14 protein-coding genes are annotated in these 23,592 nt (G+C 68.6%); 4 read left to right on the top strand and 10 right to left on the bottom strand.

Translation table 11 applies throughout. The annotated features are described in order from the left end of the window. Positions 1 to 20: 20 nt before the first annotated feature. Positions 21 to 1,043 carry a LacI family DNA-binding transcriptional regulator gene (locus AB0K52_RS11290; RefSeq protein WP_363529641.1) on the bottom strand — a complete coding sequence of 341 codons (1,023 nt, stop codon included), beginning with the start codon at positions 1,041 to 1,043 and terminating at the stop codon, positions 21 to 23. Positions 1,044 to 1,383: 340 nt separating this feature from the next. Here AB0K52_RS11290 and AB0K52_RS11285 point away from each other — a divergent pair, with 340 nt between their 5' ends. Genes AB0K52_RS11285 through AB0K52_RS11275 form a run of 3 tightly spaced genes read left to right on the top strand, consistent with a single transcriptional unit; the run spans position 1,384 to position 4,927 of the window. Next, positions 1,384 to 3,051, top strand: a complete 1,668-nt coding sequence (locus tag AB0K52_RS11285) for an extracellular solute-binding protein (RefSeq protein ID WP_363529638.1) — start codon at positions 1,384 to 1,386, stop codon at positions 3,049 to 3,051. After that, on the top strand, positions 3,048 to 4,025 hold the full coding sequence (locus AB0K52_RS11280) for an ABC transporter permease subunit (protein WP_363529635.1): 978 nt from the start codon (positions 3,048 to 3,050) through the stop codon (positions 4,023 to 4,025). The genes AB0K52_RS11285 and AB0K52_RS11280 overlap by 4 nt, the downstream gene beginning before the upstream one ends. Continuing rightward, positions 4,025 to 4,927 carry a carbohydrate ABC transporter permease gene (locus AB0K52_RS11275; RefSeq protein WP_363529632.1) on the top strand — a complete coding sequence of 301 codons (903 nt, stop codon included), beginning with the start codon at positions 4,025 to 4,027 and terminating at the stop codon, positions 4,925 to 4,927. Before AB0K52_RS11280 ends, AB0K52_RS11275 begins: the two co-directional genes overlap by 1 nt. Before the next feature lie 61 nt (positions 4,928 to 4,988). Here AB0K52_RS11275 and AB0K52_RS11270 read toward each other — a convergent pair whose 3' ends face one another. Next, a complete protein-coding gene (locus tag AB0K52_RS11270; protein ID WP_363529629.1) occupies positions 4,989 to 6,656 on the bottom strand; it encodes an RICIN domain-containing protein in 1,668 nt (555 codons plus the stop codon). Positions 6,657 to 6,926: 270 nt separating this feature from the next. On the opposite strand from AB0K52_RS11270, the gene AB0K52_RS11265 reads away from it, so the two are divergent. After that, the gene (locus AB0K52_RS11265) at positions 6,927 to 7,931 is read left to right on the top strand and encodes a hydroxyacid dehydrogenase (RefSeq protein WP_363529626.1); all 1,005 of its coding nucleotides are present in this window, start codon (positions 6,927 to 6,929) and stop codon (positions 7,929 to 7,931) included. 61 nt (positions 7,932 to 7,992) lie between these two features. On the opposite strand, the gene AB0K52_RS11260 is transcribed toward AB0K52_RS11265, so the two are convergent. From AB0K52_RS11260 to AB0K52_RS11225, 8 genes are all read right to left on the bottom strand, one after another. After that, a complete protein-coding gene (locus tag AB0K52_RS11260) occupies positions 7,993 to 11,403 on the bottom strand; it encodes a discoidin domain-containing protein (RefSeq protein WP_363529623.1) in 3,411 nt (1,136 codons plus the stop codon). Positions 11,404 to 11,605: 202 nt separating this feature from the next. Next, complete coding sequence (locus AB0K52_RS11255) at positions 11,606 to 14,041, bottom strand: glycoside hydrolase family 2 TIM barrel-domain containing protein (protein ID WP_363529620.1); 2,436 nt, start codon at positions 14,039 to 14,041, stop codon at positions 11,606 to 11,608. A gap of 102 nt (positions 14,042 to 14,143) precedes the next feature. Beyond that, a complete protein-coding gene (locus AB0K52_RS11250; RefSeq protein WP_363529617.1) occupies positions 14,144 to 15,796 on the bottom strand; it encodes an ABC transporter substrate-binding protein in 1,653 nt (550 codons plus the stop codon). Between the two features lie 119 nt (positions 15,797 to 15,915). Further along, a complete protein-coding gene (locus tag AB0K52_RS11245; protein WP_363530550.1) occupies positions 15,916 to 16,758 on the bottom strand; it encodes a carbohydrate ABC transporter permease in 843 nt (280 codons plus the stop codon). A gap of 125 nt (positions 16,759 to 16,883) precedes the next feature. Then, entirely contained in the window at positions 16,884 to 17,837 is a 954-nt protein-coding gene (locus tag AB0K52_RS11240; protein ID WP_363529614.1) for an ABC transporter permease subunit, read from the bottom strand. A gap of 241 nt (positions 17,838 to 18,078) precedes the next feature. Beyond that, on the bottom strand, positions 18,079 to 18,831 hold the full coding sequence (locus AB0K52_RS11235) for an alpha/beta fold hydrolase (protein WP_363529611.1): 753 nt from the start codon (positions 18,829 to 18,831) through the stop codon (positions 18,079 to 18,081). Between the two features lie 53 nt (positions 18,832 to 18,884). Next, on the bottom strand, positions 18,885 to 20,957 hold the full coding sequence (locus AB0K52_RS11230) for an alpha-galactosidase (RefSeq protein WP_363529608.1): 2,073 nt from the start codon (positions 20,955 to 20,957) through the stop codon (positions 18,885 to 18,887). A gap of 74 nt (positions 20,958 to 21,031) precedes the next feature. Then, positions 21,032 to 23,581 carry a CBM35 domain-containing protein gene (locus AB0K52_RS11225; protein WP_363529606.1) on the bottom strand — a complete coding sequence of 850 codons (2,550 nt, stop codon included), beginning with the start codon at positions 23,579 to 23,581 and terminating at the stop codon, positions 21,032 to 21,034. Positions 23,582 to 23,592: the final 11 nt, after the last annotated feature.

Here is a 23,592-nt window from a genome sequence, read left to right as displayed (position 1 = left end):
CGTTCACGTCACAGCGGGGTTCAGCGGCGCGGCGGCGCCGTGGACTCCCTGACCACGAGCTGCGGTTTGACCACTGAGGACTCAAGGTCGGTCTTGCCCTGCAGCAGCTGCGACAGCAGACCGAATGCGCGCGCTCCCAGATCCTCGAAATCCTGTTCGACCGTGGTCAGGGACGGGCGCCAGAGCGAGACGAGGGGCTGGCCGTCGAAGCCCGCGACGGAGACGTCGCCCGGGACGTCGAGGCCGCGGTCGGCCAAGGCCCGCATGACGCCCAGAGCGATCTCGTCGTTGCCGCAGAACACGGCGGTCACGTCGTCCCGGCCCGCGATCCGCTCACCCCAGCGGTAGCCCGAGAGCGCGTCCCATTCGGAGTGCATCACCGTGGGGATCTCGGCCCCCGCGTCCTGGAGCGCGGCGCGCCAGCCCTCGGTGCGGCCGGAGACCTTGCCGCCGGTGGGCCCGGCGATGTGGTGGACGGTCCGGTGCCCTTGCCGCAGCAGGTACTCGGTCACCTGGCGGCCGCCGGCGGCCTCGTCGATGAGGGCCGCGAGCGACCCGTCCTTGCGCTCCGACTCGCCTCCGGCGGCGACGACCGGCAGCGACTCGGGCAGCGCGCGCGAGGCCTTGATGCCCGCCTGGCGGAACTCCAGGACGATCGCCCCGCCGATGGGCTGGGACAGGGCGAGGTCGACCGCCCGCGTCACCGATTCGTCCTCGTCTGACGCGACGATCGTTATCGACACCGACATCCCCGCCTGCTGGGCGGCGGTCTCGACGCCGCTGAGCGTGTTCGCGTACCCGTAGCTCGACGTGGTGGCCTCGGCGATGATCGAGATGAGGTTCGGCTGGCTCAGCCGCAGCGACCGGGCGGCGCTGTTGGGTCGGTAACCGAGCTCCTTGACCGCCGCGTTGACTCGCGCGACCAGCTCAGGGGCGACGTTCTTGGTCCCGTTGAGCACGCGGGAGACAGTGGGGACCGAGACGCCCGCCGCCTTGGCGACGTCGGCGAGGACAGGGGCGCGGTACGACTTCGAGGAGGCCATGGGTTTGAGGATACGAGACGTTCCGCGCCGACCGCGCCCCGGGATCCCTCCTCGAGATAATCGTTATCTCAAATATCGATCCGCTTCAAGATCGTTTTCGAGACTTCCTCAAGGAGGCTAAGAACACGTCTACCAGGCGATCTGTTGAAGCGACGAGGCAAGTCCCGTTGAGACATAGAAAGCCTTTTCCATCCTGATCATTGACCGGCATCGATCATGTTGATAACCTTCTCTCGACGCTGGGCAACGGAGGCCGACCCCTTCCGGCACCTCGGGCCTCCCTCCCACCCGTCGAACCAGAATCATCAACCTCAGGGACATCAGTAGGAGGACCCCTCTCATGGTCGAATTCTCACGCCGCAACTTCCTCGGTGCCGCAGGTGCGGCAGCGGCGGCGGCCGCGGTCGGCGCGACCGCCGCCGGATGCTCGGAGAACGTCGGCGGCAGCGCCGGCGGCGACTACGACATGCCCACGTACCAGCCCGCGCCCGAACTCGACGTCCAGCCGTACTACGCGACTGAGACCGAAGGCATGCTGGACGTCTACACCGAATACCCTAAGACCTACTTCAAGTCCGTCAATCGCGAGCCGGGCTCGGGCGGCAAGGTCACCTGCTTCCAGCTCACCTGGGGCGACCCGTCGAAGCCCCTGGACGAGAACCCGTACTGGCAGGAGCTCAACGAGCGCATCGGCGCCAGCTACGAGCCGCAGTTCGTCCCGCAACCGGTCTTCTACCAGAAGTTCGCGACCATGCTCGCCTCGGGCGACGTGCCCGACCTCGTCTTCATGGACGACCAGAACGCCGTCAGCCTCCAAGGCATCAGGGACGGCGCGTTCGCCGACCTCTCCGAGGTGTTCTCGGGCGACAACATCCTCAAGTGGCCCAACATCGCCGCCCGCAAGGAAGAGATCTGGCGGGCCGCTCTCAAGGACGGGCGTATCTTCCAGATCCCGTCCGTCGGCGCAGCGCTGACGAACATCCCCACGATGCGCACCGACCTGGTCGACCAGACCTCGATCGGCCGCGCCCCCAAGGACGCCGACGAGCTGTTCACCATGCTCAAGGAGGTCTCGGCCCTGGGCACTGGCCCTGGCGGCCAGAAGGTCTACGGCCTCAACCGGTACGACCCCCACCCCGGCACCGCGTCGATGTTCCAGCGCCTGTTCAAGGTCGGCCCCGAGTGGCAGCTCAACGGCGACGGCGACCTGGTCCACCTGATCGAGACCGAGAACTTCAAGCTCATGCTCGAATGGCTGGCGCGGGCGTGGGCGGAGGGAATCTTCGACCCGGTATCGATGTCCCCCACCCCGACTGACATCGTCTCGGGCGCCGCGATCCGCTACGACCCGGTCTGGGGCGCCACCGGCGCGACCGGGCTCTCCCAGTGGGAGGCCGACCTGCCGGGAGCGAAGTACGACTTCTTCGACATGCCCGGCTTCGACGGGTCGGCCCAGCTCGCGGTGCGGAACATCCCCTACGGCAAGTCGGTCTCGGTCTCGGCTGCCGTCGCCGGGGACTCCGACCGGCTCACCGAGGTACTGAACGTGCTGGACTACTTCTGCGCACCGTTCGGCTCCGAGGAGCACCTGTTCGTCAACTCCGGGCAGGAGGGTCGCCACTTCGACTTCGACGAGCACGGCATCCCGATCCCCAACCCCGAGTATGCGACCGAACTGGGCGTCCAGTACGTCGGCGTCCCCGGCGACAGCGGCGGCTACCAGGTGCACCCGAACGCGCTCCCGTGGGCCGAGTCCTTCGTGACCGCGATGGAGTCGCTCGCGCAGAACTCGATCGACCGGCCCCTGACCGGCCTCGAGAGCGCTTCGGACACCTTCATCACGAAGGGCGCGCAGCTCAAGCAGTTGTGGACCGACTTCGAGAACGGCGTCATCACCGGCCGCGAAAGCATCGACGACCTGGAGTCGTTCGTCTCCAACTACATGTCGCAGGGCGGCACGCAGGTCAAGGACGAGTACACCCAGGCCCTCAAGGACGCCGGCAAGTGAGCGTGAAAACCGCCGCACGCCCCGAGACCCGCACCCCGCGGGCCTCGGGGCCTTCTGCCGCTGCAAAGCGCAAAGGCTCGCTGCGCCAAAGGATCTGGCGCGAGCGCTGGACCTACACATTCATCATTCCCGGCGCCCTCTTCTTCCTGGTGTTCATGTACGTGCCGATGCTCGGGAACGTGATCGCGTTCCAGCAGTACTCGCCGTTCCGGGGCATCGAGGGCTCGCCGTGGGTGGGCTTCGCGAACTTCAACGCGATCTGGGCCGACCCGGAGATCCTGCAGGCCCTGCGCAACACCCTCATCATCGCGGTGTTGCAGCTGGTCTTCGCCTTCCCCGCGCCGATCGCGCTCGCGCTCCTGCTCAACTCGCTGATCTCGGAGCGGGTCAAGCGCATGGTGCAGACCGCGGTGTACCTGCCCTACTTCCTGTCGTGGGTCATCGTGATCTCGGTGTGGCAGCAGGTCCTCGGCGGCGGCGGCCTGGTAGCCGGCATCCTCGACGGCTGGGGCATATCCGGGTTCGACGCGATGACGAACGCGGACTCCTTCAAGCTCCTCGTCGTCGCCCAGGGCATCTGGAAGGACTGCGGATGGGGCACGATCATCTTCTTCGCCGCGATCGCGGGCATCCCGAACGACCGCTACGAAGCGGCGGCGATCGACGGTGCGACGCCATGGCAGCGCACCTGGCACATCACGCTCCCCGCCCTCATCCCGGTCGCCACGCTCCTGCTCATTCTCAACATCGGGTCGATCCTCACCGTCGGCTTCGAACAGCTCCTGCTCCAGCAGCCCATGGTCGGCGCCGAAGCCGCGCAGGTGCTCGACACATTCGTCTACTTCAGAGGCGTCCTCGGCGGCCAATGGGGCGTCGCCACGGCCGCGGGCCTGCTCAAGGGCGTCATCGGCACCATCCTGGTGCTCTCGGCCAACCGGTTCGCAAAGAAGCTCGGCGGAGAGGGGATCTTCTGATGACCGCTATTACCAAGGGCTCCAAGGGCGTCGCACCGTGGTTGAGCCCGCCCTCGGTCGGGATCAGGGCCGTGAAGGCCGTCGTGATCGTCCTGATCGTGATCACGATGATCTACCCGCTGGTCTACGTGATCGCGATGAGTTTCGCCGCGCCGTCCCAGGCCCGCGCCGGGGTGGTATTCCCGACCGAGTTCTCCCTCGACGCCTACCGGGCGATCTTCAACGGCGGCACCGTCACCCAGGGGCTGACGAACTCGCTGTTCATCACCGTGGTTGGCACGCTCCTGTCCCTTGCCGCGACTTCGATGCTCGCCTGGGGCCTGGCGCGGACCCGGCAAGTGCCGGGGGCGAAGTTCGTGCTCGTGATGATCTTGGCGACGATGTTCTTCAGCGCCGGGATCATCCCGAACTTCATGCTCGTCAAGTACCTCGGGCTCCTGGACTCGACCTGGTCGCTGATCATTCCGGGCCTCATCTCGGCCTTCAACATGATCGTCATCCGGAACTTCTTCCAAGGCCTCCCCGAAGAACTCATCGAGGCCGCCCGCATCGACGGCGCCGGCGAGTGGCGGATCTTCCTGCGGATCGTGCTGCCGCTGTCGAAGCCGGTGCTCGCGGTCATGGGCCTGTTCTACGCGGTCGGCTACTGGAACACCTACTTCAACGCGCTGCTGTACATCAACGACGCCGAGAAGTGGCCCATCCAGGTCGTGCTCCAGCAGTACGTCCTGGCCGGGGTCCAGATCCCGGGGGCGGTCGTCTCCCCGGACCAGCCCCCGCCGCCCGGCATCACGCTGCAGATGGCCGTGATCGTGCTGGCGACCCTGCCGATCCTCATCGTCTACCCGTTCCTCCAGCGCTACTTCACCTCCGGCGTCCTCACCGGGGCGATCAAGGGCTGAAGTACGAGAGATCGCAAGGGGCCGAACGCGAAAGCGTTCGGCCCCTTCGTCGTGCTCCGTGTCAGGCGACGCGGACCAGGCGCCAGCGCTGCGGCACCGAGCCCTTGTTCGGCCACTGGATCGCGGGGTCGCCGTCGGCCTCCTTGTTGCCGTTGTCGAGCAGCATGCCGGAGCGTTCGCAGGTGAGCGTGACCGCGCCACCGCCCACGTCGGTGATCTTCCAGCGCTGCGAGGCCGTGCCGTTGTCCGCCCACTGCTTGACCTGCGTGCCTTCGACGGTGGAGTTGCCGTTGTCGAGGGCCTTGCCCGAGTGCTCGCAGATGAGCTTGTGGTAGCCGCTCCCGACGTCGGTGATCTTCCAGCGCTGCTGGATGCCGCCGTTCTCACCCCACTGGATCACGGCGCGCCCGTCAACCGAGGAGCGGCCGTTCTCGAGGAACTTACCGGAGCGTTCGCACATGAGGAGGTACGTGCCGCCGGAGACGACCGCCGGGGTGGAGCGCATGTGCGCGAGGGTGCCCCAGCCGAGGGCGTCGAAGCCGCCGGAGTTGCCGCCGTAGTCGCCGCCGCCGCCTTCGGGGCGGGCGAGGGCGGCCATGCGCGCGGTGTAGGGCATGCGCAGGCCCTTCCTGACGCTGTAGTGGTTGTAGACCAGCTCCCAGACCGGTCGGATCTGGCCGCGCGCGCCGGTGGAGACGACGGTGTGCTCGACGCCGTCGCAGTTGCGGTAGGTCGTGAACGGCACGTCGTAGCCGAGGTTGTAGCGGGCGACGTATTCGGCGGCCTTGGCGAAGGCGTTGTCGCGGGCGGAGTAGAGGTCGATGCCCTGGCTCCAGGCCATCTCCATGAAGGCGCCCATGAGGCCGATGCCCATGATGGAGTGGGCCTGGTCGCGCCCGGACTCCTGCCATTGGGCGAGGTCGCCGTGGATGAACGGGATCGCGTTGTTGATCGAGCCGGCGCCCGCGCCGTTGCGGAAGTAGTCCACAGCTTCGTCGATCTTGGCCTGGTCGTCGCAGAGGATGCCGATGGCGAGGAGCGAGGCCATGTTGCACAGGTCCCAGTTCGCCCAGTAGTGGGTTTCGCAGGTGTTGTTGTGCCGCACCAGGAAATCGCTGTTCAGGGGGTAGAAGACGTTCAGCATCATCTGCTGGAACCGGCCCAGGTCGAACCCGGGCGCGCCGCGCACCAGCTCCCCCGCGTTGGCGAACTGGTACCCGTAGATGCCGGAGGCGAGGCGCGAGTCCGAGGGCGGGTAGTAGATCGACTTGAGCGTCCCCGACCAGGCGTTGCAGATGCGCACGGCCGCATCGCGATGGGCGGTGTCGCCGCTGATGTGCCAGCGCAGGGCGTTCTGGTAGGCGGCGTGGGCGTCGTTGTAGAGCAGCCAGTAGTTCTGGGGTTTGTCGGTGTTGCCGCGCACGATCTCCTCGACGGGCTGGGGCGTCCAGGTGCTCTGCGAATGGGCGTTGGCGACGAGTTTGTCCCAGCCCTGCTTCCAGGGCTGGGCGTTGGCGTTGACTTTGGCGCGCATGCGGTCGAGGTCGGCTCGGACGTGGAGCATGCCGGGGTGGGCGAGCGCGAGGGCTTCTGCCTGGCTTGTCTGCTGCTGGGCTTGTGCGACGGCGAGGCCGCCCGCTCCGGTGGCGGCCAGGGCGCTCGCGGCGAACGCGCCCTTGAGGAGGTTGCGGCGCTTGAAGCGCGGGTTGCCGGTTCGGTCGTGGGTCATGGTGCTCCTTCGGCGGTCGTTGGCGAGGGGCGGACGGGAACGCGACCCGAGGATGGATAACGTTATCCCTCACCTACGAAGATAAGGTTTTCATCGAGGCATGTCAATATCCATTGATCTCGGATTTCTCGGAACATTCGGGCACCACCTGTGGCGGGATCCTTGCAGATAGGAGCCATGCGATCCTGAATGTTGGATTTCGGACTCGACAAGGCCGGCGACACGGCCTAAGTTAGAAATCGTTATCTCTCGGACCTAGCAAGGATTCGCATGACCGAACGCATCCCGGGCCTGTTCGCGATGGACCCTGTGTACCTCCCGAAGCTGTTCCCCGAGCCGTACCTGCGCCGCCTCCAGTCCGTCGTCGACATCGACCCCGCGTATGTCGCACGGGACTTCACCGACGAACGGGCGGCCGCGGCCCTCGCGGACGCGGAGGTCGTCATCACCGGATGGGGCGCGCCGCGGCTCGATCCCCCGGTGCTCGCCGCCGCACCCAAACTCCGCGCCGTGCTCCACGCTGCCGGCAGCGTCCAGTGGATCGACCGGGCCGTCTACGAGCGCGGCATCGCCGTCGTCTCGGCGCAGCAGGCCAACGCCGTCCCCGTCGCCGAGTACACGCTGGGGATGATCCTCTTGGCGGGCAAGGACATCTTCGGCCTGCGCGAGCGGTTCCGCGCCGAGCGCGGCTTCGTCATCGGCGAGGACCACGGCGAGACCGGGAACTTCGGACGCGCGGTGGGGCTGATCGGGGCCTCTCGGATCGGACGCCTCGTCATCGAGCTGCTGCGGCCGTTCGACTTCGAAGTCCTGCTGGCCGATCCGCACGTGGACGCCGACGAGGCCGCCCGGCTCGGCGTGCGGCTGGTCGAGGTCGACGCGCTCATGGCCGAGGCGGACATCGTCTCGGTCCACGCGCCCGACCTGCCCGAGACGCGCCGGCTCGTCAACGCCGAGCGCCTTGCGGCCATGAAGGACGGCGCCGTGCTCGTCAACACCGCGCGCGGCTCGCTCGTCGACACCGACGCGCTCGCCGCCGAGCTGGCGACCGGCCGGATCTCGGCGATCATCGACGTCACCGATCCCGAGCCGCTGCCCGCCGACTCGCCGCTGTTCCACCTGCCGAACCTGTTCCTGACGCCGCATGTGGCCGGGTCGCAGGGCAACGAGCTCGCGCGCATGGGGCGGTTCATCGTCGAAGAGGCCGAGCGGCTGGCCGCGGGCGAGCCGCTGCGCCACGCCGTCGACCCGCGCCTGCTCTCGATCCAGGCGTGAAGACCGCACCGCCCCGCCGCGCAGTTGCGCGGCGGGGCGGGCGGCCCGAGACGGTCTGTGGTTATGCGAAGTCCCCGAAGAACTGGACTTCGGCGAGGTTGCCGTGCCAGCGGTTCGGGTTGTAGATCTTGAAGTAGCGGTAGTGGGTGTCGTCGGCGACGCTCTTCCATTGCCAGACGCCGGCCTTGGTGCCGGTCAGCGGCTCGGTGAGCGTGGTCCACGTCTGGCCATCGTTGGAGCCCTGCACGATCGTGCCATCCGACCTGGACGTGCAGCACAGCCGCGGCAGGAAGTACACCTCGTCGAGGCGCACAGCCGATCCTTCTCCGAAGTCCACGGTGTAATACGAGCCGACGCCGGTGTTGAGGTCCCCGGCCGTGTTCTCGTCGCCGTCGAAGAGCAGGTAGCCGATCTGGTCGGCGGGGAGCCCGTTACCGGGCCACTGCTTGTCGGAGGCGAGGACGGTGGCGAGGTCAGCCACGTCGATGAGCTGGTCGCGGTTCCCGCCGACGAACAGGCTCGCGCCTTCGGTGGGGCCGTACAGGGTCGGCCCGGCCTTGCCGTCGTCGGTGTAGTCGACGGTGAGGGTGACCGAACCGGGTTCGACGCCGTCCAGGACCACGGGGGCGAGCCAGTTGACGCCGTCCTCCGAAGCGGCGGCCGCTTCGATGCCCATCACGTCCACCGTGACGGCGTCGACCGGCTGCCTCGTGGTGACCGCGACGTTCACGGTGTCGCCGACGGCGACCTTCCCGGCCACGGCGTCTTCGGAGGTCATGGCCGCCTTCGAGATCTGGTTGCCGATCTCGTGGCGCTCGCCGTAGATGTGGAACTCGGTCATCTCGAAGACGGTGCTGATGTTCCCGTACAGGACCTCCGGCAGCTGCTCGATCATCTGGACCTTGATGTACCGGAACTGGTCGTCCCGGAGTTCCGGCTCGACTTCGAGGGTGTTGAAGTCCTGGGTGAACGCCGTGGCCCCCGGGGTCAGCCGGGTCCAGTCGACACCATTGTTCGAGCCGTACACGGTCGAGTTGGCGAGCCGGTCGGCGAAGATGTTGCTCTGGAATCCGAACTCCCTGGCCGAGACCCGGAAGTCGGCGCCGAAGTCGAACGTGTGCGACATGTTGACGGCCAGGGGATAGCCGAGACCGGTCTGGTTGTCGCCGTCCACGAGGAGCGGTGCGAACTCCTTCGCGGTGGAAGAGTGGAGCAGGCCCGGGAAGTCGAGACTGCCGTCCACACTGGTCTTCGGCGAGATGAGGCGGAGTCCGTCGGATGCGGCGACCATGCCCGCCAGAGCGTTCGCGTACTCCGCGTCGGTGCCGTCCTCGAGCTTCGCCGAGGCCGCGTCGCGGGCGGCGGTGAAGGCGGCTTCAGTCGCCGACTCGTATCCGTCCTCAGGTTCGAAGTCCTCCTCGGCCAGCGCCAGCGCCTCCTGGCGGTCGGCGGCGGCGTCGAGGACGACCGTGCGCGCGATGACACTCGTGCCGTCGTCGGCGGCGACGGTGATCGTGCCCGAGTCCTCCCCGGTCCAGGTCAGCCGCCCAGTGGCGGTGTCGAGTTCGGCGCCGTCGGGGAGGTCGGTGGCGCTGTAGGTGATGCCGTCGCCGGTGGCGGCGAGGTCGATGGTGAGGTCGGCGCCGTCCCAGCCGATGACGCGTTCGGCGGCGTCCTCGGGGTAGACCGGGCCGTCGAGTTCGGCCTGGGCGTTGATGTTGATGTGGTCGATGTCGACCGCGGCGCCCTCGGTCTCGATGAACAGGATGTCGCCCATGGCTCGGGAGACCGTGACGTACCGCCATTCGCCGCCCGTGTCCGGCACGGTCACGGAGGTGTCGCGCCTGACGGTGTCGTCGTGGCTGACGCCGCCCAGATGGATCTCAGCCGGGCCTTCGGTGCGGACGAGGAAGCCCTGCTGCGGCTTGTTGTTCCCGCCGCTGACGTAAGAGATCTTCGAACCGCCCGCCATGGTGACGAAGCCGTCGCCTTCCTCGACGTTGCCGGCGAGGTGCGTGTAGCGCTGCTCGATCTCCAGGATGTCGGGGTCGGGGTTCGGCGCCTGGGCGGTCTCGCCCGCGGCTTCGGCGGGCGCGAACATCCACGAGTCGCCGCCGCCGTCGCGGCCGTCCCAGCCGATCTGGACGGGGGTGGGGCGCTTGGCGTAGGCCTCGGCGAAGAAGGGGGCGATCGCCTCGACGTCCTCGCCGCGCTGGTAGGTGTAGTAGTAGTACATCTCCCAGAAGCTCGCGGTGGCGTAGCGGCCGCGGTAGCCGTCGGCGATGTGGTTGTAAGTGTCGCGGATCGTGCCGTCGGGCGAGATCGCGTACGCGATGGGAGTCCACTCGGGGTCGCGGCCGGACATGAACTGCCAGAAGTAGTCGGCGGCCTTGAGGATGCGGTCGTCGAGGAACTCGTACGGTCCCACGGCGTCCTCGGCGGTCGAGACCGTGCCGTCGACCGGGTCGACCTCGGTGCCCTGGGCCATCATCATGCGGGACAGGGCCGCGAAGTTCGTGAGGTTGCCGCCGCCGTGGGCCTGGTCGCGCCCCATCTCGGTCAGCTGCACGTGGGGGTCGTCGATGGGCTCGCCGGTCTTGTCGTTCCTGTCCACCCAGCGGGCCAGGCGCGAGACGGAGCCGTTGAAGCCCTCGTCCTTCGCGGTCTCGTTGACCGTGAACCACTCGACCTTCTCGTGGTACAGCTCGGTGTCGTCCATGAAGATCGACCCGGCCATGGAGCCCAGGAGCGGGTAGTTGTGCTGGTTCATGAAGCGGTCGGGGGAAGACATGAACGTCGCGATGGCGGGCTTGATCAGGTTGTCGCTGAAGGCTTTTGCCTCGTTCTCGGTGAGCACGAGAGCCGGGTCGTCGCCGCAGCTGGTGTAGCGCAGCAGTTCGGCCGCTCCGGCCATGCGGAAGAGCGGCATGCCGTTGTGGATGTGGGAGTCGACGTAGTACTCGAACTTCGTCGGGTCCATCTGGGCCCAGTTGCGGATGATGGCGAGGGCGTTGCTGCGGTGGACCTCCTTGCCGGTGAGGACGTGCATGACCGCCTGGGTGTAGGCCTTCAGGCCGTCCGCCTCGAACATGCCCCTGGTGCCGGCGTTGAAGGCCGTCGTGCGCGGCTTGGTCGGGTCGGTGCCTGCGTTGGACGGCTTCACGCCCTCCCCGGCCGCGCCCGATTTCTTGAGGGCCTCGAACCCGGTGGCCCACGGTTCGGCTCCGGCCGCGAGCTGGGTGCGCACGTTCTCGATGATCGGCTCGGTGAGCCCGATGCCGGGGTGGCTGAACCCGGCTTCACTTGTCGTGGAATTGAACTGCACGTCGCAGGTGGTCGCCGCTTGCGCGGGTTCGGCGCCAGGGGCGACGAGTTGGACGAGGCCTATGGAGAGCAGCATTGCCGCCATGAGCGCGGCGGCGCGCCTGGGCAGGGCGCGGCGATCGCGGGTGGCGGCCGTGGGGGGACGCATGAGAGGTACCACTCCATTCGAGAGAACGGTTTCTATCGAGGGATAACGATATCTCACTCGGGAGCGGGAGGCAAGGGCGGCAGGAGGGATCATCATAACCGCAGTTGAAGACGGAAATGTGACGCGCAGAGCCTGCCGAGGCAAGCCCTGCGCGCTTTGATGATCGACCTATAGGGATATCGTTATCCGGCCTTCGATCCACTCAGTAGACCCGGATCTCGCGGATCTCCAAGGGCCGCTCGGGGAACGACACGCGCACCGCCAGCGCGGTGCGGGCCTCGAACTCGAGCTTCACGGAGCGGTCCTCGCCCGGCCCGTGCTCCTGCACCGGCTCGAAAGTGCGGCCGTCGGCGGCCGATTCGACCACCCACGGGGCGGTCGGCGCCTCGGCAAACGTGATGTCGAACTGCCTGATCTGGTACGGGAACTCGAGGCTCGGCGCGATCCACTCCCCCGGACCGTCGCCGGCGGCCCGCCAGGTCGACTCGCCCGGTTGGGTGGCGTTGCCGCCGTGGTGGCCGGGTGCGGCGCTGCTGGTCTTGACCGGGCGGTACTCGCACAGGGAGATGTAGCCGCCGCCGAGCGGCGGTTCGGTCAGGTAGGGCGCGGGCGTCTGGAGCCGCCGCTCGCCGCTGCCCGCGGGCTTGGCCGGACCGGTCGCGGTCAGCGCCAGCTCGGCCGGGGCGACGCCGTCGGCCGTGGCGCGGATGCGAAGCGGCCCAGGGGTGTAGGACCGCATCTCGATCGCCCCGGCCCCGTCCCAGACACTGCCGGTCTCCGGCGAGAGGGTGAACGAGCGGCCGGACGGGAAGAGGCCGTCCCCTTCGAGGACGGTGAGCAGGATCGGCTTGTCGTCGGCGACGCGGACGCCGTGCTCGTCGACCATCTCGACCTCGATGCGGGCGTCGCCGGTGCCGTCGGTCGGAACGGTGTCGACATCGGACCGGATCTGGAGTGCGGCCGCCTTCCCGGGCTGCGGGAACTCGGGCGGGGCGATGCCCAGCAGCCGCTCGCGGTACCAGTGGTAGGCGCGCTTGGGGCGGCGGAAGTAGTCGGCCAGGCCCTGGAGTCCGGCGCCCGGGGCCACGGTCTTGTAGTGGAACCCGCACCAGAAGATCTTCCCCGAGCGCCACGGGTAGTCGATCTCGACGCCGTGCTCCCACTGCACTTCGTACTCGCCGGGGCCGTTGCCCGAGACGCCGTGGTACTCGGAGACGACGCTGGGGAAGCCGGGGTCGTGGAAGAGCTCGGCGCCGTCGCCGTTGTACCCGGCGATGTCGCCGAGCACGTCGAAGCCCTTGCGCTGCGCGCCGCCGACCGCCGCGGGCCGGGTCGGGTCGAGCGCCTTCGACATCGCCACGAGTTCGACGGTGAGGGCCTTGGCCTTGTCGACCACGGCATCGTCGGTGAAGAACGCCTCGTTGCCGATGCTCCAGGTGATGATGCTCGGGTGGTTGCGGTGCACGCGGATCATGGTGCGCAGCGCGCGGCGCAGGCTCTCCTCGAACTCCGCCTCGTCCTCTTCGTGAATCGGGTAGGCGCTGGCGAACCAGAAGCCTTCGATGTCCTCACCGCCCATGCCCCAGAAGTGGAGCTCGGACCAGAACAGGACGCCCTGCCGGTCGCATTCGGCGGCGAAGTAGGGGTGGTGGGGGTAGTGGGAGCCGCGGATGATGTTCATCCCCAGGTCCTTGATCATGCCGATGTCGCGGCGGATCGAGGCGCGGGTGCCCGCGTCGGCCCAGCCGCCGCGGTTCTGGTGGACGTTGGCGCCGTGGAGGTCGCAGTGCTCGCCGTTGAGGAAGAAGCCGCGGTCGGCGGTGAACTCGAACCAGCGCACGCCGAAGGCGGTCGACTGGGTGGAGCGGACGCGGCCGTCCACTTCGACCGAGGCGGTGAGCTCGTACAGGTGCGGGTGGTCGGGGTGCCAGAGCCGCGGGTGGGGAAGGGTCCCTTCGAGTTCGACCACGGCTGTGGACCGGGCGGGGATGGTCTGCTTGACCGCTTGGAGCTCCGCGACCGGGCCGCTGTCGGCGATCACGGCCGAGACTACGGCCTCGACGGGGTGCGGTTCGTCGTTGACGACCTCGACCGAGACGTTGACCGCGGCTGCGTCGGGCTCGATCACGGGCGTGGTCACGCCGATGCCGTACCAGTCGACGCGGACCCGGTCGGCGACCAGGAGGCTCACGTCGCGGTAGATGCCGCCGCCGAAGCTGTAGTCCCCCGCGCGCGGGGCCAGTCGCGCGTCCCATTGGTTGTCGACCCTGATGAACAGGTCGTTCCCGCCCGCGCGCACCGCCTCCGAGATGTCCACAGTGAACGGCGTGTAGCCGCCCTTGTGGCTGCCCACTGAGCGGCCGTTGACGAACACCTCGCAGGCCTGGAAGACGCCCAGGAACTCCAGCGCGATCCACTGCCCCAGCCACGCCTCGTCCACGTCGAGGGTGCGCCGGTAGCAGCCGTGCCCCACGTAGATCCGGTAGTCGCGGAAGTCGGGGAGCTCGAAGGAGTGCGGCAGACCGACGTCGGACCATTCGGAGCCGTGCCAGGAGGGTCCGGGGTCGGCCTCGGCGCCCGGGTGCTCGCCGTACGCGAACGCCCAGTCGCCGTTGATGAAGTGCCGCTCGCTGATCATGCGATGTCGCCTTTCATAAGTGGCAGAGCAAAGGAGGCAGGGTGGTGGCGGGCCGCCTCGTCGTCTTGACCCGGAGGCGGCCCGCCGATTCAGGGGACGGTGCTAACGCGAGGCGTCCCAGGCCTCTTGGTAGATCTCGACGTACCGTTCGGCGCCGAGATCGGTCAGGTTCTGCTGGAACTCGTTCCAGTCGTCGTCGCTGTCGATGTCGCGGACGCCGGTCACGAACTCGGCGCTCGCCTGGGTGACGAAGTTCTCCACATTGGTCTGCAGCGTGGCGAGCTCGGTGGCGGTCTCGCCGGTCACCCCGACTTCCCAGTAGGGGAACAGCTCAGCGGATTCGTGGCCCTCGTAGAGCTTCGTGGCCTCGAAGAGCCTGCGCTCGTAGCCCTCCGGCGTGTAGACGTCCGTGGCGGTGACCTGGCTGTTGCGGAACTCCGCGTCGCTGAAGAACTGCCCGATCGGGCCCCACGAGTTGTTCAGGCCCTCGCCCTCCGGCAGGGTCAGGAGCTCGAAGGTCGGTTCCAGGCTCTCGTCAAGGGCCACATCGCCTTCACCGGCCGGCTCCCAGTTGACGCCCTCGACACCGAACTCGGCTTGGAGGTGGCCCTCGTAGGAGACCATGAAGTCCAGGATCTGCATGAGCTTCTTCTGCTTGGCCTCACTGGAGCGGTTGGTGATGACGAAGGTCGCACCCGGCGCGGCCCCGGCGCCGCCGCCGGCGTAGGTCGCGTCGCTGCCGTTCGGTCCGGTCAGCGGCGCGACCGCGTCGTACTGCTCATAGCGCTCCTCGTCAGAGGCGGCGTCGACGAACCACGGGTGCATGATGGCGACCGATCCGAGGATCACGCCGTCGGCGCTGTTGCCCTTGGCGCTCAAGGCCTCACCGTTCTGCGTGAAGGCGCCCTCGTCGATCAGGCCGTCCTCGTACAGGGACGCGACGTAGGCGATCGCGTCGCGCCATTCGTCGCGAGTCGGCTGCAGGGTCACCTGTCCGTTGACGGCCCCGAGGGTCGCCGGGTTCGCGGCCTCGGCGTTGGCGTACATCTCCGGGGTGTAGACGAACGGGTTCATCAGGTACGAGAGCAGGGTGCTGCCGCCCGCAGCGGAAAGCGGGATCTCGTCGGCCTGGCCGTTGCCGTTGGGGTCCTGCGTCTTGAACGCCTCGAGGACCGTGCGCAGCTCTTCGGGGGTGGTCGGCTGCTGGAGGCCGAGGGTGTCGAGCCAGTCGGAGTTCATCCACAGCTTCGACGGGTACGAGCAGTGGAAGCAGTCGTTCCACGCGGGGATGCCCCAGATCTTCCCGTCCGGGGAGGTCGCCAGCTCCTTGAAGCCGGGCTCCTTCTCAAACGCGGCCGTGAGGTTCGGGGTGTCCTCGCCGATGAGGTCGTCGAGCTGCACGATCACGCCCTGGCCGCCGAGCTTCACCAGCTCCTCACTGGAGAACTGGTCGACCCACGGGATGAGCATGTAGGCGTCGGGGTAGTCGCCGCTGGCGAGCGAGATCTGCCGCTTCTCGGCGGCGGCGGTGCCGTCCCAAGTGGTGGTCTCGAACTGGAGGTCGACGTCGAACTTCTCCTCGAGCACCTTGGTGAACGCGTTGGTGTCGAAGTCCGCGTCGTCGCCTTGCGGGACGAAGATGGTGATCACGTCGTCCGGTGTGGTCTCCGGGTCGGAGGAGCAGGCGGCGAAGGCGCCCGCCGAGACGGCGAGGGCCGCTCCGGCGGCGGCCGCTCGGGTGAATCTGCTGGTCATCGTTGACTGCCTTTCAGATGAGGAGTTGGGCGGTTTGAGGGGAGGCGCGAGTCGGTCGGCTACGGCGAAGCTTGCGAGCCGTAGATCAGCCGGCCACGGCGAAGCTTGCGAGCCGTGGATCAGCCCTTCACGGAGCCGAGCATCACGCCCTTCGTGAAGTGCCGGGCCACGAACGGGTAGACGAGGAGGACGGGCACCGTCGAGACGACGATGAGCGAGAACTTCATGAGGTCGGCCATCTGCTCGGCCGCCATCTGGTCGGCGAGGTTGGTGCCGCCGGTGTTGTTGACGATGAGGACGTTCCGCAGGACGAGCTGGAGGGGGTAGAGCTCTTCGCTGCGCAGGTAGATGAGGGCGGAGAAGTAGGAGTTCCACTGCCCGATGCCGTACATGAGCGCGATGACCGCCAGGAGCGGCTTCGACAGCGGCAGCACGACCGACCACAGGAACCGCAGGTCCGAGGCGCCGTCGAGCTGCGCCGCCTCGTACAGCTCCCCCGGGATCGAGGAGCGGAAGAACGTCATCGCGATGAGCACCTGCCAGGCGCCGATCGCGGCGGGCAGGATGATCGCCCAGCGGGTGTCGAGTAGTCCGAGGGCGCGCACGACCATGTAGGTCGGGATCAGGCCGCCGGAGAACAGCATCGTGAACAGGACGCCGCCGATGAGGACCTTGCGGCCCACCAGCTCCGACCGCGAGAGCGGGTAGGCGATCATCACGGTGAGCGCGACGCTCACGAGGGTGCCGACGACGGCGTAGAACAGCGAGTTGCCGAAGCCGGTGAGGATCGCGTCGCTGGTGAGCACCGCCTCGTAGCCGATGAGTGTGAAGTCCACGGGCCACAGGAACACCCGGCCGCCCGAGACCGCCGCGGGGCTCGAGAACGAACTGGCCACGATATTGATGAGCGGCACGAGGACGATGAGCAGGAACGTGGTCAGCAGGATGTAGACGCCGACCATGAAGACCCGGTCGACGCGGGTGTCCTGGACGCGGTTGCTGCGGCGCTTGGGGTCGCGCCGTTCGGGCTCCGGTTCGGCGGGCGGGGCCAAGAGGGTGGTCTCGGTGGTCATTGCGGGGGCTCCCTTCACCACAGGCCGTTGCCGGTCACGCGCTTGGAGACGGTGTTCACGGCCAGGAGGAGGATGAGGTTGATGACGGAGTTGAAGAGCCCCACCGCCGTCGCGAGGCTGAAGTCGGCGCTGAGCAGGCCGATCTTGTACGTGTAGGTCGCGATGATCTCCGAAGTGGAGAGGTTGAGCGGGTTCTGCAGCAGGAACGCCTTCTCGAAGCCCACGGCCATGATGTTGCCGACGCTCAGGACCATCACCACGACCACCGTGGGCGCGATCCCGGGCAGGTCGACGTGCCAGATCTTCCGCAGGCGGCTCGCACCGTCGAGGCGCGCCGCCTCGTACAGGCTCGGGTCGATGCCCGCCAGCGCGGCCATGTAGATGATCGCCGAGTACCCGGCGGTCTGCCACACGTCGCTCCAGACGTAGACGCTGCGGAAGGCGTCGGGATCGGCCAGCAGGTTCGAGTTCATCCCGAAGAAGCCGAGGAAATCGGACATGAACCCGATGCGGGGCGAGAAGATCAGGATGAGCATCGAGACGACGATGACCGTCGAGATGAAATGCGGGGCGTAGGTGACCATCTGGACGGTGCGCTTGAAGAACCGCGCCCGGACCTCGTTGAGCGCCAGGGCCAGGATGATCGGGATCGGGAACCCGGCCAGGAACCCGTAGAGGCTCAGCATCAGCGTGTTGCGGATGAGGTCCCAGGCGACGGGGTTGGCGAAGAACCGCTCGAAGTGGTCGAGCCCGGCCCATGGCGAGCCCCAGATCCCCTGGACCACGTTGTAGTCCTTGAACGCGATCACGTTGTTCGCCATCGGGATGTACTGGAAGATCACGAAGTAGGCGACCGGCAGGACCAGCAGCGCGTAGAGCTGCCAGTGGCGGCGCAGGCTCCGGCCGAGTGCGCCGCGCCGGCGCTTGCGCAGGGCAACGGCCGCGCGGTTGTCGAGCGCGGCGGTCATGAGGCCGTCGCTTTCGCCTCGGACGCCGAGGGGCGGCGTTCCGCGGAGGTGGGCAGCATGTTCACTCCTTTGTGAAGATCGGTTCCGTGAACCTTCCCGGCTGGGGGTGTCCACGAGGATGGCACACGGACTCGGCTTTGCGCAATCGTTTGTCCACGACTTTTCGAGTTCGATGAATTTCGATGACTTACGCCAGAGGGCGGACCGCTCCCATCGGAACGGCCCGCCCTCAGCGGTCGGTTCAGGCGTTCCCGGTCAGGAACGCCGCGGTGATGTCGACCAGGCGCTCGCGCGCGGGCACGGTCTCGAAGCCGTGGCCCACCTTGTCGAAGACGTCCAGGTCGAGCCGGTCGCCGTAGAGGTCTTGGTAGCGCTCCAAGAGGTCGCCTTGGAGCACGAAGTCCTCCGTGCCGACGGCCAGGAGCACCGGCCCGGTGTACGCGGCGGCGTCGGCGAACGGGTCGATCCCCTTGGCGTCGTCGACGAACCGCTGGTGCACCGGCAGGCCGCCGAAGTCGTCGTAGCCGCGCTCGGCGATCGCGTCGGCGCGCCGCTTCGCGCCCTCCTCGCTCATGGCCACGGCCCCCGCGGCCGGCGCCCACAGCGCCAGCGCCCGGACGGGCCGCTGCGCGGCGGCGAGCTGCGCCGTGAGCCCGCCGAGGCTCATCCCCATGAGCGACAGCCGGTCCGCGTCGATCGCCTCGTGCGCGGCGAGCCCGTCAAGGACCGCGACCGTCTGCGCGACCTGGTCGGAGACGGTGAGGTCGGCGAAGTCGCCGTCGGAGTCGCCGCAGCCGGCGAAGTCGAACCGGTAGGCGGCGGTGCCGTTCGCCGCGAGGCGCTCGGCGAGCCGCACGAACGAGTAGCCGAACTCGGCGCGGTTGCCGCCGAAGCCGTGGCAGAGCGCGACCGCCGGGGCCGCCTCCGCGCCCTCCGGGAGGTGCAGGACCCCGCGGATGGTGCGGCCGCCGTGCTCGATGTGAAGGTATTCCATTGTGCGCGTACCTAACTGGGTTGAAGGAGTGATGTTCGGGAGCCCTGGGAGGGTCAGGGTTCCCTGGTCAATTCGATCATGGCCGACGCGTAGTCCGCCGGTGTGAGCCCGAGGTCGAGGCCGTGCGACGCGAGGATCGCGCCGTGGTGGACGCGGCCGGTCCGCACTTCACGGTACCGGGCGTCCGGGTCGACGTGGAGCTTGAGGAGCGGGTCGGGGTAGGCGAAGTCGCGGGCCCTCCGCCAGGCCAGGACCACCGTCGTGTCGCCCCGGTCGTACTGGACGCCGGTGACGTTCCCGGCCCGCAGGGGGCGGCGGCGGCCCAGCTGCACGGTGGGGCGGACCCGCTTGTAGTCGGCCACGAGCTCGGCGCCGCGGGCCTGCTCGTCATCGCTCCAGATCCGCAGGTCGCCGCCGACGGCGAGGACCCCGGCCATCGCGACGTGGAAGCGGAAGTCGAGCGGGACCTCCCGGCGGGTGAGGGGGTTGGGCGAGTCGGTGACCCACGCGCCCATGACCCGCGCGGGGTAGACCTGCGCGAAGCCGTCCTGGATCGCGATCCGGTCCACCGCATCCGTGTTGTCCGAGGTCCACACCTGGTCGGTGCGGCGCAGGATGCCGAAGTCGACCCGGCCGCCGCCGGAGGAGCACGACTCGATCCGCAGGTGCGGGTGGTCGGCGCGGAGCCGGTCGAGGATCGCGTAGAGGTTGCGGGTGTGGTCGAACCAGAGGCGGTCCGGGTCGTCGTTTCCGGGCCACCCGGCCTCGGTGAAGGGCCGGTTCATGTCCCACTTGACGAAGTCGATCTCGTTGCCGCTCAAGAGCTCGTCGAGGCGGGCGTGGATGTGGTCGGCGACGTCGGGGCGGGCGAGGTTGAGCACCAGCTGCTGGCGCACCTCGCTGCGGCGGCGGTGCGGCTGGTGGTAGACCCAGTCGGGGTGGGCGCGGTACAGGTCCGAGTCGGGGTTGACCATCTCGGGCTCGACCCAGATCCCGAAGCGCATGCCGAGGCCGTGCACATGCTTGATCAAAGGCCCCAGTCCGTCCGGGAAGCGGTCGGGGTTGGGGGTCCAGTCGCCGAGCCCGGCGCGGTCGTTGACGCGGGCGCCGAACCAGCCGTCGTCCATCACGAACAGTTCGCAGCCCATCGCCGCCGCGCGGTCGGCCAGGCGCATCTGGTCCTCCGCGGTGAAGTCGAACTCCGTGGCCTCCCAGGAGTTGTAGAGCACCGGGCGCACTTCGCCGGGGTGGGGCAGGACGTGCGCGAGCGCGTAGTCGTGCCAGGCGCTCGCGGCCCCGGCGAACCCGTGCGCGGTGTGCAGGCCGGCCGCGACCGGCGTCTCGAGGGTCGCGCCGCCGTCGAGGCGGATCGCGATCGGGTCGTGGCCGAAGCCCGCCGAGACCGTGACGCTCCCGGTGGGTCCCTTCTCGACGGTGATGCGCCAGGTGCCGCTCCACGCGAGCGCCGTGGACCAGACCGGTCCCGCGGTCTCGGTGGCGGCGCCGTCGTCAATGGCGACCCACGGGTTCGACTGGTGGCCCGTGACGCCGCGGCGGGAGCCGATCACGGTCTCGCCGTATGGGATCGTGGTGCGGGTGAGCTGGGTTTCGGCGCCCCACTCGCCGTGGAGCTGACTCAGGCGCGGCTCGTCGAGCCCGGGCACGACCCAGGTGGCCGAGTCGGCGCGGACGACCTCGATCGGCTCGGTGCCGCGGTTGCGCAGCTCGAGGGTGCGTTCGATGACGTCGGAATCGGGGCGGGTGCGGTAGCGGGTGCGCACTTCGAGCGGGTAGTGCCGGTCGGTGAAGACGAAGGCGAGGGCGCCGTCCCCTTCGACCGCCTCGGTGAAGGCGAGTTCGAGGTCGCGGGTGCCGTCGGCGAAGCGCACCTGGAGGCCGTTGTGGCCGTACTGGAACGCCGAGCCGGTGCTGAGGTCGTAGCGGGGCTCGCGGCCGATGACGGGCCGGAACGGGGACTCCGGCAGCTCGAGGAGGGCCAGCGCCTGCTCGGCGCTCAGCCTTGGTCCCCAGTGGAGGCCGCGGAGCCGGTCGTGGTCGTCCACGGCGACGACGTAGCTCGTGTTCGGCGTGTCGATGGACCAGAGGCGGGTGTCGGGCGCTGGCATTGGTTCCCTTTCGGTGGTGGTTCCGGTCGTGGTGAGAGCCCGCCCCGGCGGGGGCGGGCTCTCGCGGTGCGTGGCTAGCCGTGGAGCGGCGCGATCTCGAAGCGGTCGAAGTCGGCCGTGCGGCCCTGGCGGTCCCCGATGCCGGTGAACAGGCCGGGGTTGCCGATCTCGATGGTGTTCGTGCCGGGTTCGAGGTCGACGATGAGCGGGTAGGACCAGAAGTCGTTCCAGCTCCAGGTGGCGCGCATGGGCACCGTGGCGGCGGCTTCGCCGTTCACGGTGAACTCGGCGTAGCGGGAGATGATGTCGGTGTTGTAGGCGTGGCCGCTCTTGCGCTCGTCGTTGGCGTAGTGGACGAGCAGCAGGTGCGGCCCGGCTTCGGCGGCCTCGACGGTGAGGGTGGCGGTGTTGCCTTCGCCGCCGCCCACGCCGGTGATCGCCTGTCCTTCGGTGGCCCAGCGGTTCTCGGTGAGTGCGGCGGTGCCGGCGAGGTCGGCGTCGGCGGCCGCGATGAGGGTGAAGCCCTCGTCGCCGCCGTCGCCGGTGACGGTGAGGTCGCGGACGTGGAGGGTGCCGCGCGTCGCGTTGAGCGCGATGCGGTTGATTCCTTCGTGGAGCGCGAGGGTCTGCTCGTCCTCCAGCTCGAAGGCGATGTCCTCGGTGTGGGGGCCGAGCACGCGCAGTTCGCCCTTGCCTTCGGTGTCGGCGGCGATCTCGTAGTACCCGTCGGCCGGGGCGAACACGTCGAAGACGACCTGCTCGTCGCCGTTCAGCCCGACGCCTTCGCGGTGGCCGTACCGGTACTCGGCGTCGCCTTCGGTGCGGGCGAACACGGCCGGGTAGGTGTGGGTGTCCACTACGGACGGCTTGAGGTCGATCTTGTCGAGTCCGGCCTCGCCGTAGGCGGTCCCGGCCTCGTGGTCGGACTTGGCGAGGGCGATGGCGTTCTCCCCCGCTTCGAGTTCGACTTGGACGGTGACCTGGCCGCGCGAGCCCCATTGCATGGTCGAGGGGTACGTGACCGTGGCGGCGGCGCCGCCGTTGACGGTGAGGAACTGCTCAGTCGGCGAGGCGCCTTCGGGGAGGTTGCGGCCGAAGGTGTTCCCGTAGGTGACGGTGAGGTCGTAGGTCCCAGTCTCGGGTACGTCGACGGTGAACTGGACGCGGCTGTCGGCCCGGTTCAGGGAGCCGACGCTCTTGCCGCCGGAGGCGGGGAAGGCCCACGAGTTGGCGGCGCTGCCCTCGTTGTAGACGGCGCCGCCGGTGATCGCGGCGTCCTCGGCCTCCCAGGTGCCCGACCAGGGCGTCTCGACGGGCTCGGCCCGGCCGGTGCCCGGCGTGAGGGTGATCCAGTAGGCGGACATGGGGTCGAGGTCCCCGAGTCCGATGCTCGCCGCGCCGTTCGCGTCGGGGCGCAGGGCGATCCGGTCGACGGCCCGCGGCGCGGGCGAGGAGCCCTCGTTGCCGGTCCAGGCGATCTCGTGGACGGTGGCGGTGACCTTGCGTCCCAGGGTGAGACCGGTGAAGTCCACGGTGGCCTCGCCGGAGCCGCCGCCGAGGAGGATCTGGGCCTGGTCCTTGGTCTCGTCGTAGGTGGCGATGCCCTGGAGGGTGTCGACGGCGTCGTTCTGCGGCGGGGTGACCAGGGCGGTCTGACCGGTCATCTGCGAGTAGGTCTTGAGGAACCACCAGCCGCCGTTGGGGACGTTGGTCTGCGGGGCATTGCCGGAGAGGCCGCCGGAGGCGGTCCAGTAGGCCATGTCGGCGAGCGCGTCGGTGTCCTCGAACATGGCGGCCCACTGCACCATCTGGCCGGGTGCGCCGAAGTCGCGGTTGTTGCCGTACTCGTTGATGTTGATTCGGCGCGGTTCGAGGCCGAGTTCGGCTTCGAGGGCGCGGTAGTCGTCGTGGTTGCGCTGGTAGTAGCGCAGGGAGTCCGGGGAGAGCTCGTGCCAGGTGATCACGTCCGGCACGGTGCCGGCCGCGGTGGCGTGCTCCATGAAGTCGCGCATGAAGCGGGCGTCGTAGTGGGACTCGTTGGGTCCGGCGATGGGGGTGTCGGGGGCGATCTCGCGCAGGAGCGCGTAGGCGGCGTCCCAGTCGTGGAAGAAGCGGGCGGTGGTGCCCTCGTAGTCGGAGCCGCGGTTGTACCAGATCCAGTTGGGTTCGTTGAAGGGCACGTAGACGAGCCGGTCGGCGTGCGGGGAGGCCTCCATGGCGGGGACCATCGCCTCGACTTCGGCGAGGTAGGCGTCGATGCCGTCGTTCTGGTAGGGCCAGTCGGGGTACCAGTCCTGGAGGTTGACGAAGGCCTCGCCGCCGTCGTGCTCGGCGAGGACTTCGAGGACGTCGTTGGCGTCGCCGTTGGGGTGCTGGGTGCCGCCGGTCGGCTTGGGGGCCATCGAGGACATGCGGAGGGGGTCGAGGAGGTTGTCGCCGGGGACGCCGTTCTCGGAGATGCCGTAGAGGGAGCCGACCGCGCCGTGGTCGGGCGCGCCCGTGAGTTGTCCGAAGTCGACGGTGAGGACGGGGGCGTCCTGGCCTTGCGCGGGCGCGGCGGCGAGGCCGGTGAGGAGGCCGGCCGCGGTGGCGGCGGCGAGGCCTCTGCGCAGGAGTGGTTGCATTGCAGCCCTTT

This window comes from Glycomyces sp. NPDC049804 (genome assembly GCF_040674615.1).
In the GTDB taxonomy this organism is placed as follows: domain Bacteria; phylum Actinomycetota; class Actinomycetes; order Mycobacteriales; family Micromonosporaceae; genus Glycomyces; species Glycomyces niveus.
This window is presented reverse-complemented; position numbering and strand designations above follow the sequence as displayed.

Excerpts from the sequence above, each read along its gene's own strand:
- AB0K52_RS11240 (WP_363529614.1), bottom strand. The coding sequence starts at position 17,837 with ATGACCGCCGCGCTCGACAACCGCGCGGCCGTTGCCCTGCGCAAGCGC.
- AB0K52_RS11225 (WP_363529606.1), bottom strand. The coding sequence starts at position 23,581 with ATGCAACCACTCCTGCGCAGAGGCCTCGCCGCCGCCACCGCGGCCGGC.
- AB0K52_RS11255 (WP_363529620.1), bottom strand. The coding sequence starts at position 14,041 with ATGATCAGCGAGCGGCACTTCATCAACGGCGACTGGGCGTTCGCGTAC.
- AB0K52_RS11260 (WP_363529623.1), bottom strand. The coding sequence starts at position 11,403 with ATGCGTCCCCCCACGGCCGCCACCCGCGATCGCCGCGCCCTGCCCAGG.
- AB0K52_RS11285 (WP_363529638.1), top strand. The coding sequence starts at position 1,384 with ATGGTCGAATTCTCACGCCGCAACTTCCTCGGTGCCGCAGGTGCGGCA.
- AB0K52_RS11275 (WP_363529632.1), top strand. The coding sequence starts at position 4,025 with ATGACCGCTATTACCAAGGGCTCCAAGGGCGTCGCACCGTGGTTGAGC.
- AB0K52_RS11290 (WP_363529641.1), bottom strand. The coding sequence starts at position 1,043 with ATGGCCTCCTCGAAGTCGTACCGCGCCCCTGTCCTCGCCGACGTCGCC.
- AB0K52_RS11250 (WP_363529617.1), bottom strand. The coding sequence starts at position 15,796 with ATGACCAGCAGATTCACCCGAGCGGCCGCCGCCGGAGCGGCCCTCGCC.
- AB0K52_RS11265 (WP_363529626.1), top strand. The coding sequence starts at position 6,927 with ATGACCGAACGCATCCCGGGCCTGTTCGCGATGGACCCTGTGTACCTC.
- AB0K52_RS11235 (WP_363529611.1), bottom strand. The coding sequence starts at position 18,831 with ATGGAATACCTTCACATCGAGCACGGCGGCCGCACCATCCGCGGGGTC.
- AB0K52_RS11245 (WP_363530550.1), bottom strand. The coding sequence starts at position 16,758 with ATGGTCGGCGTCTACATCCTGCTGACCACGTTCCTGCTCATCGTCCTC.
- AB0K52_RS11230 (WP_363529608.1), bottom strand. The coding sequence starts at position 20,957 with ATGCCAGCGCCCGACACCCGCCTCTGGTCCATCGACACGCCGAACACG.
- AB0K52_RS11270 (WP_363529629.1), bottom strand. The coding sequence starts at position 6,656 with ATGACCCACGACCGAACCGGCAACCCGCGCTTCAAGCGCCGCAACCTC.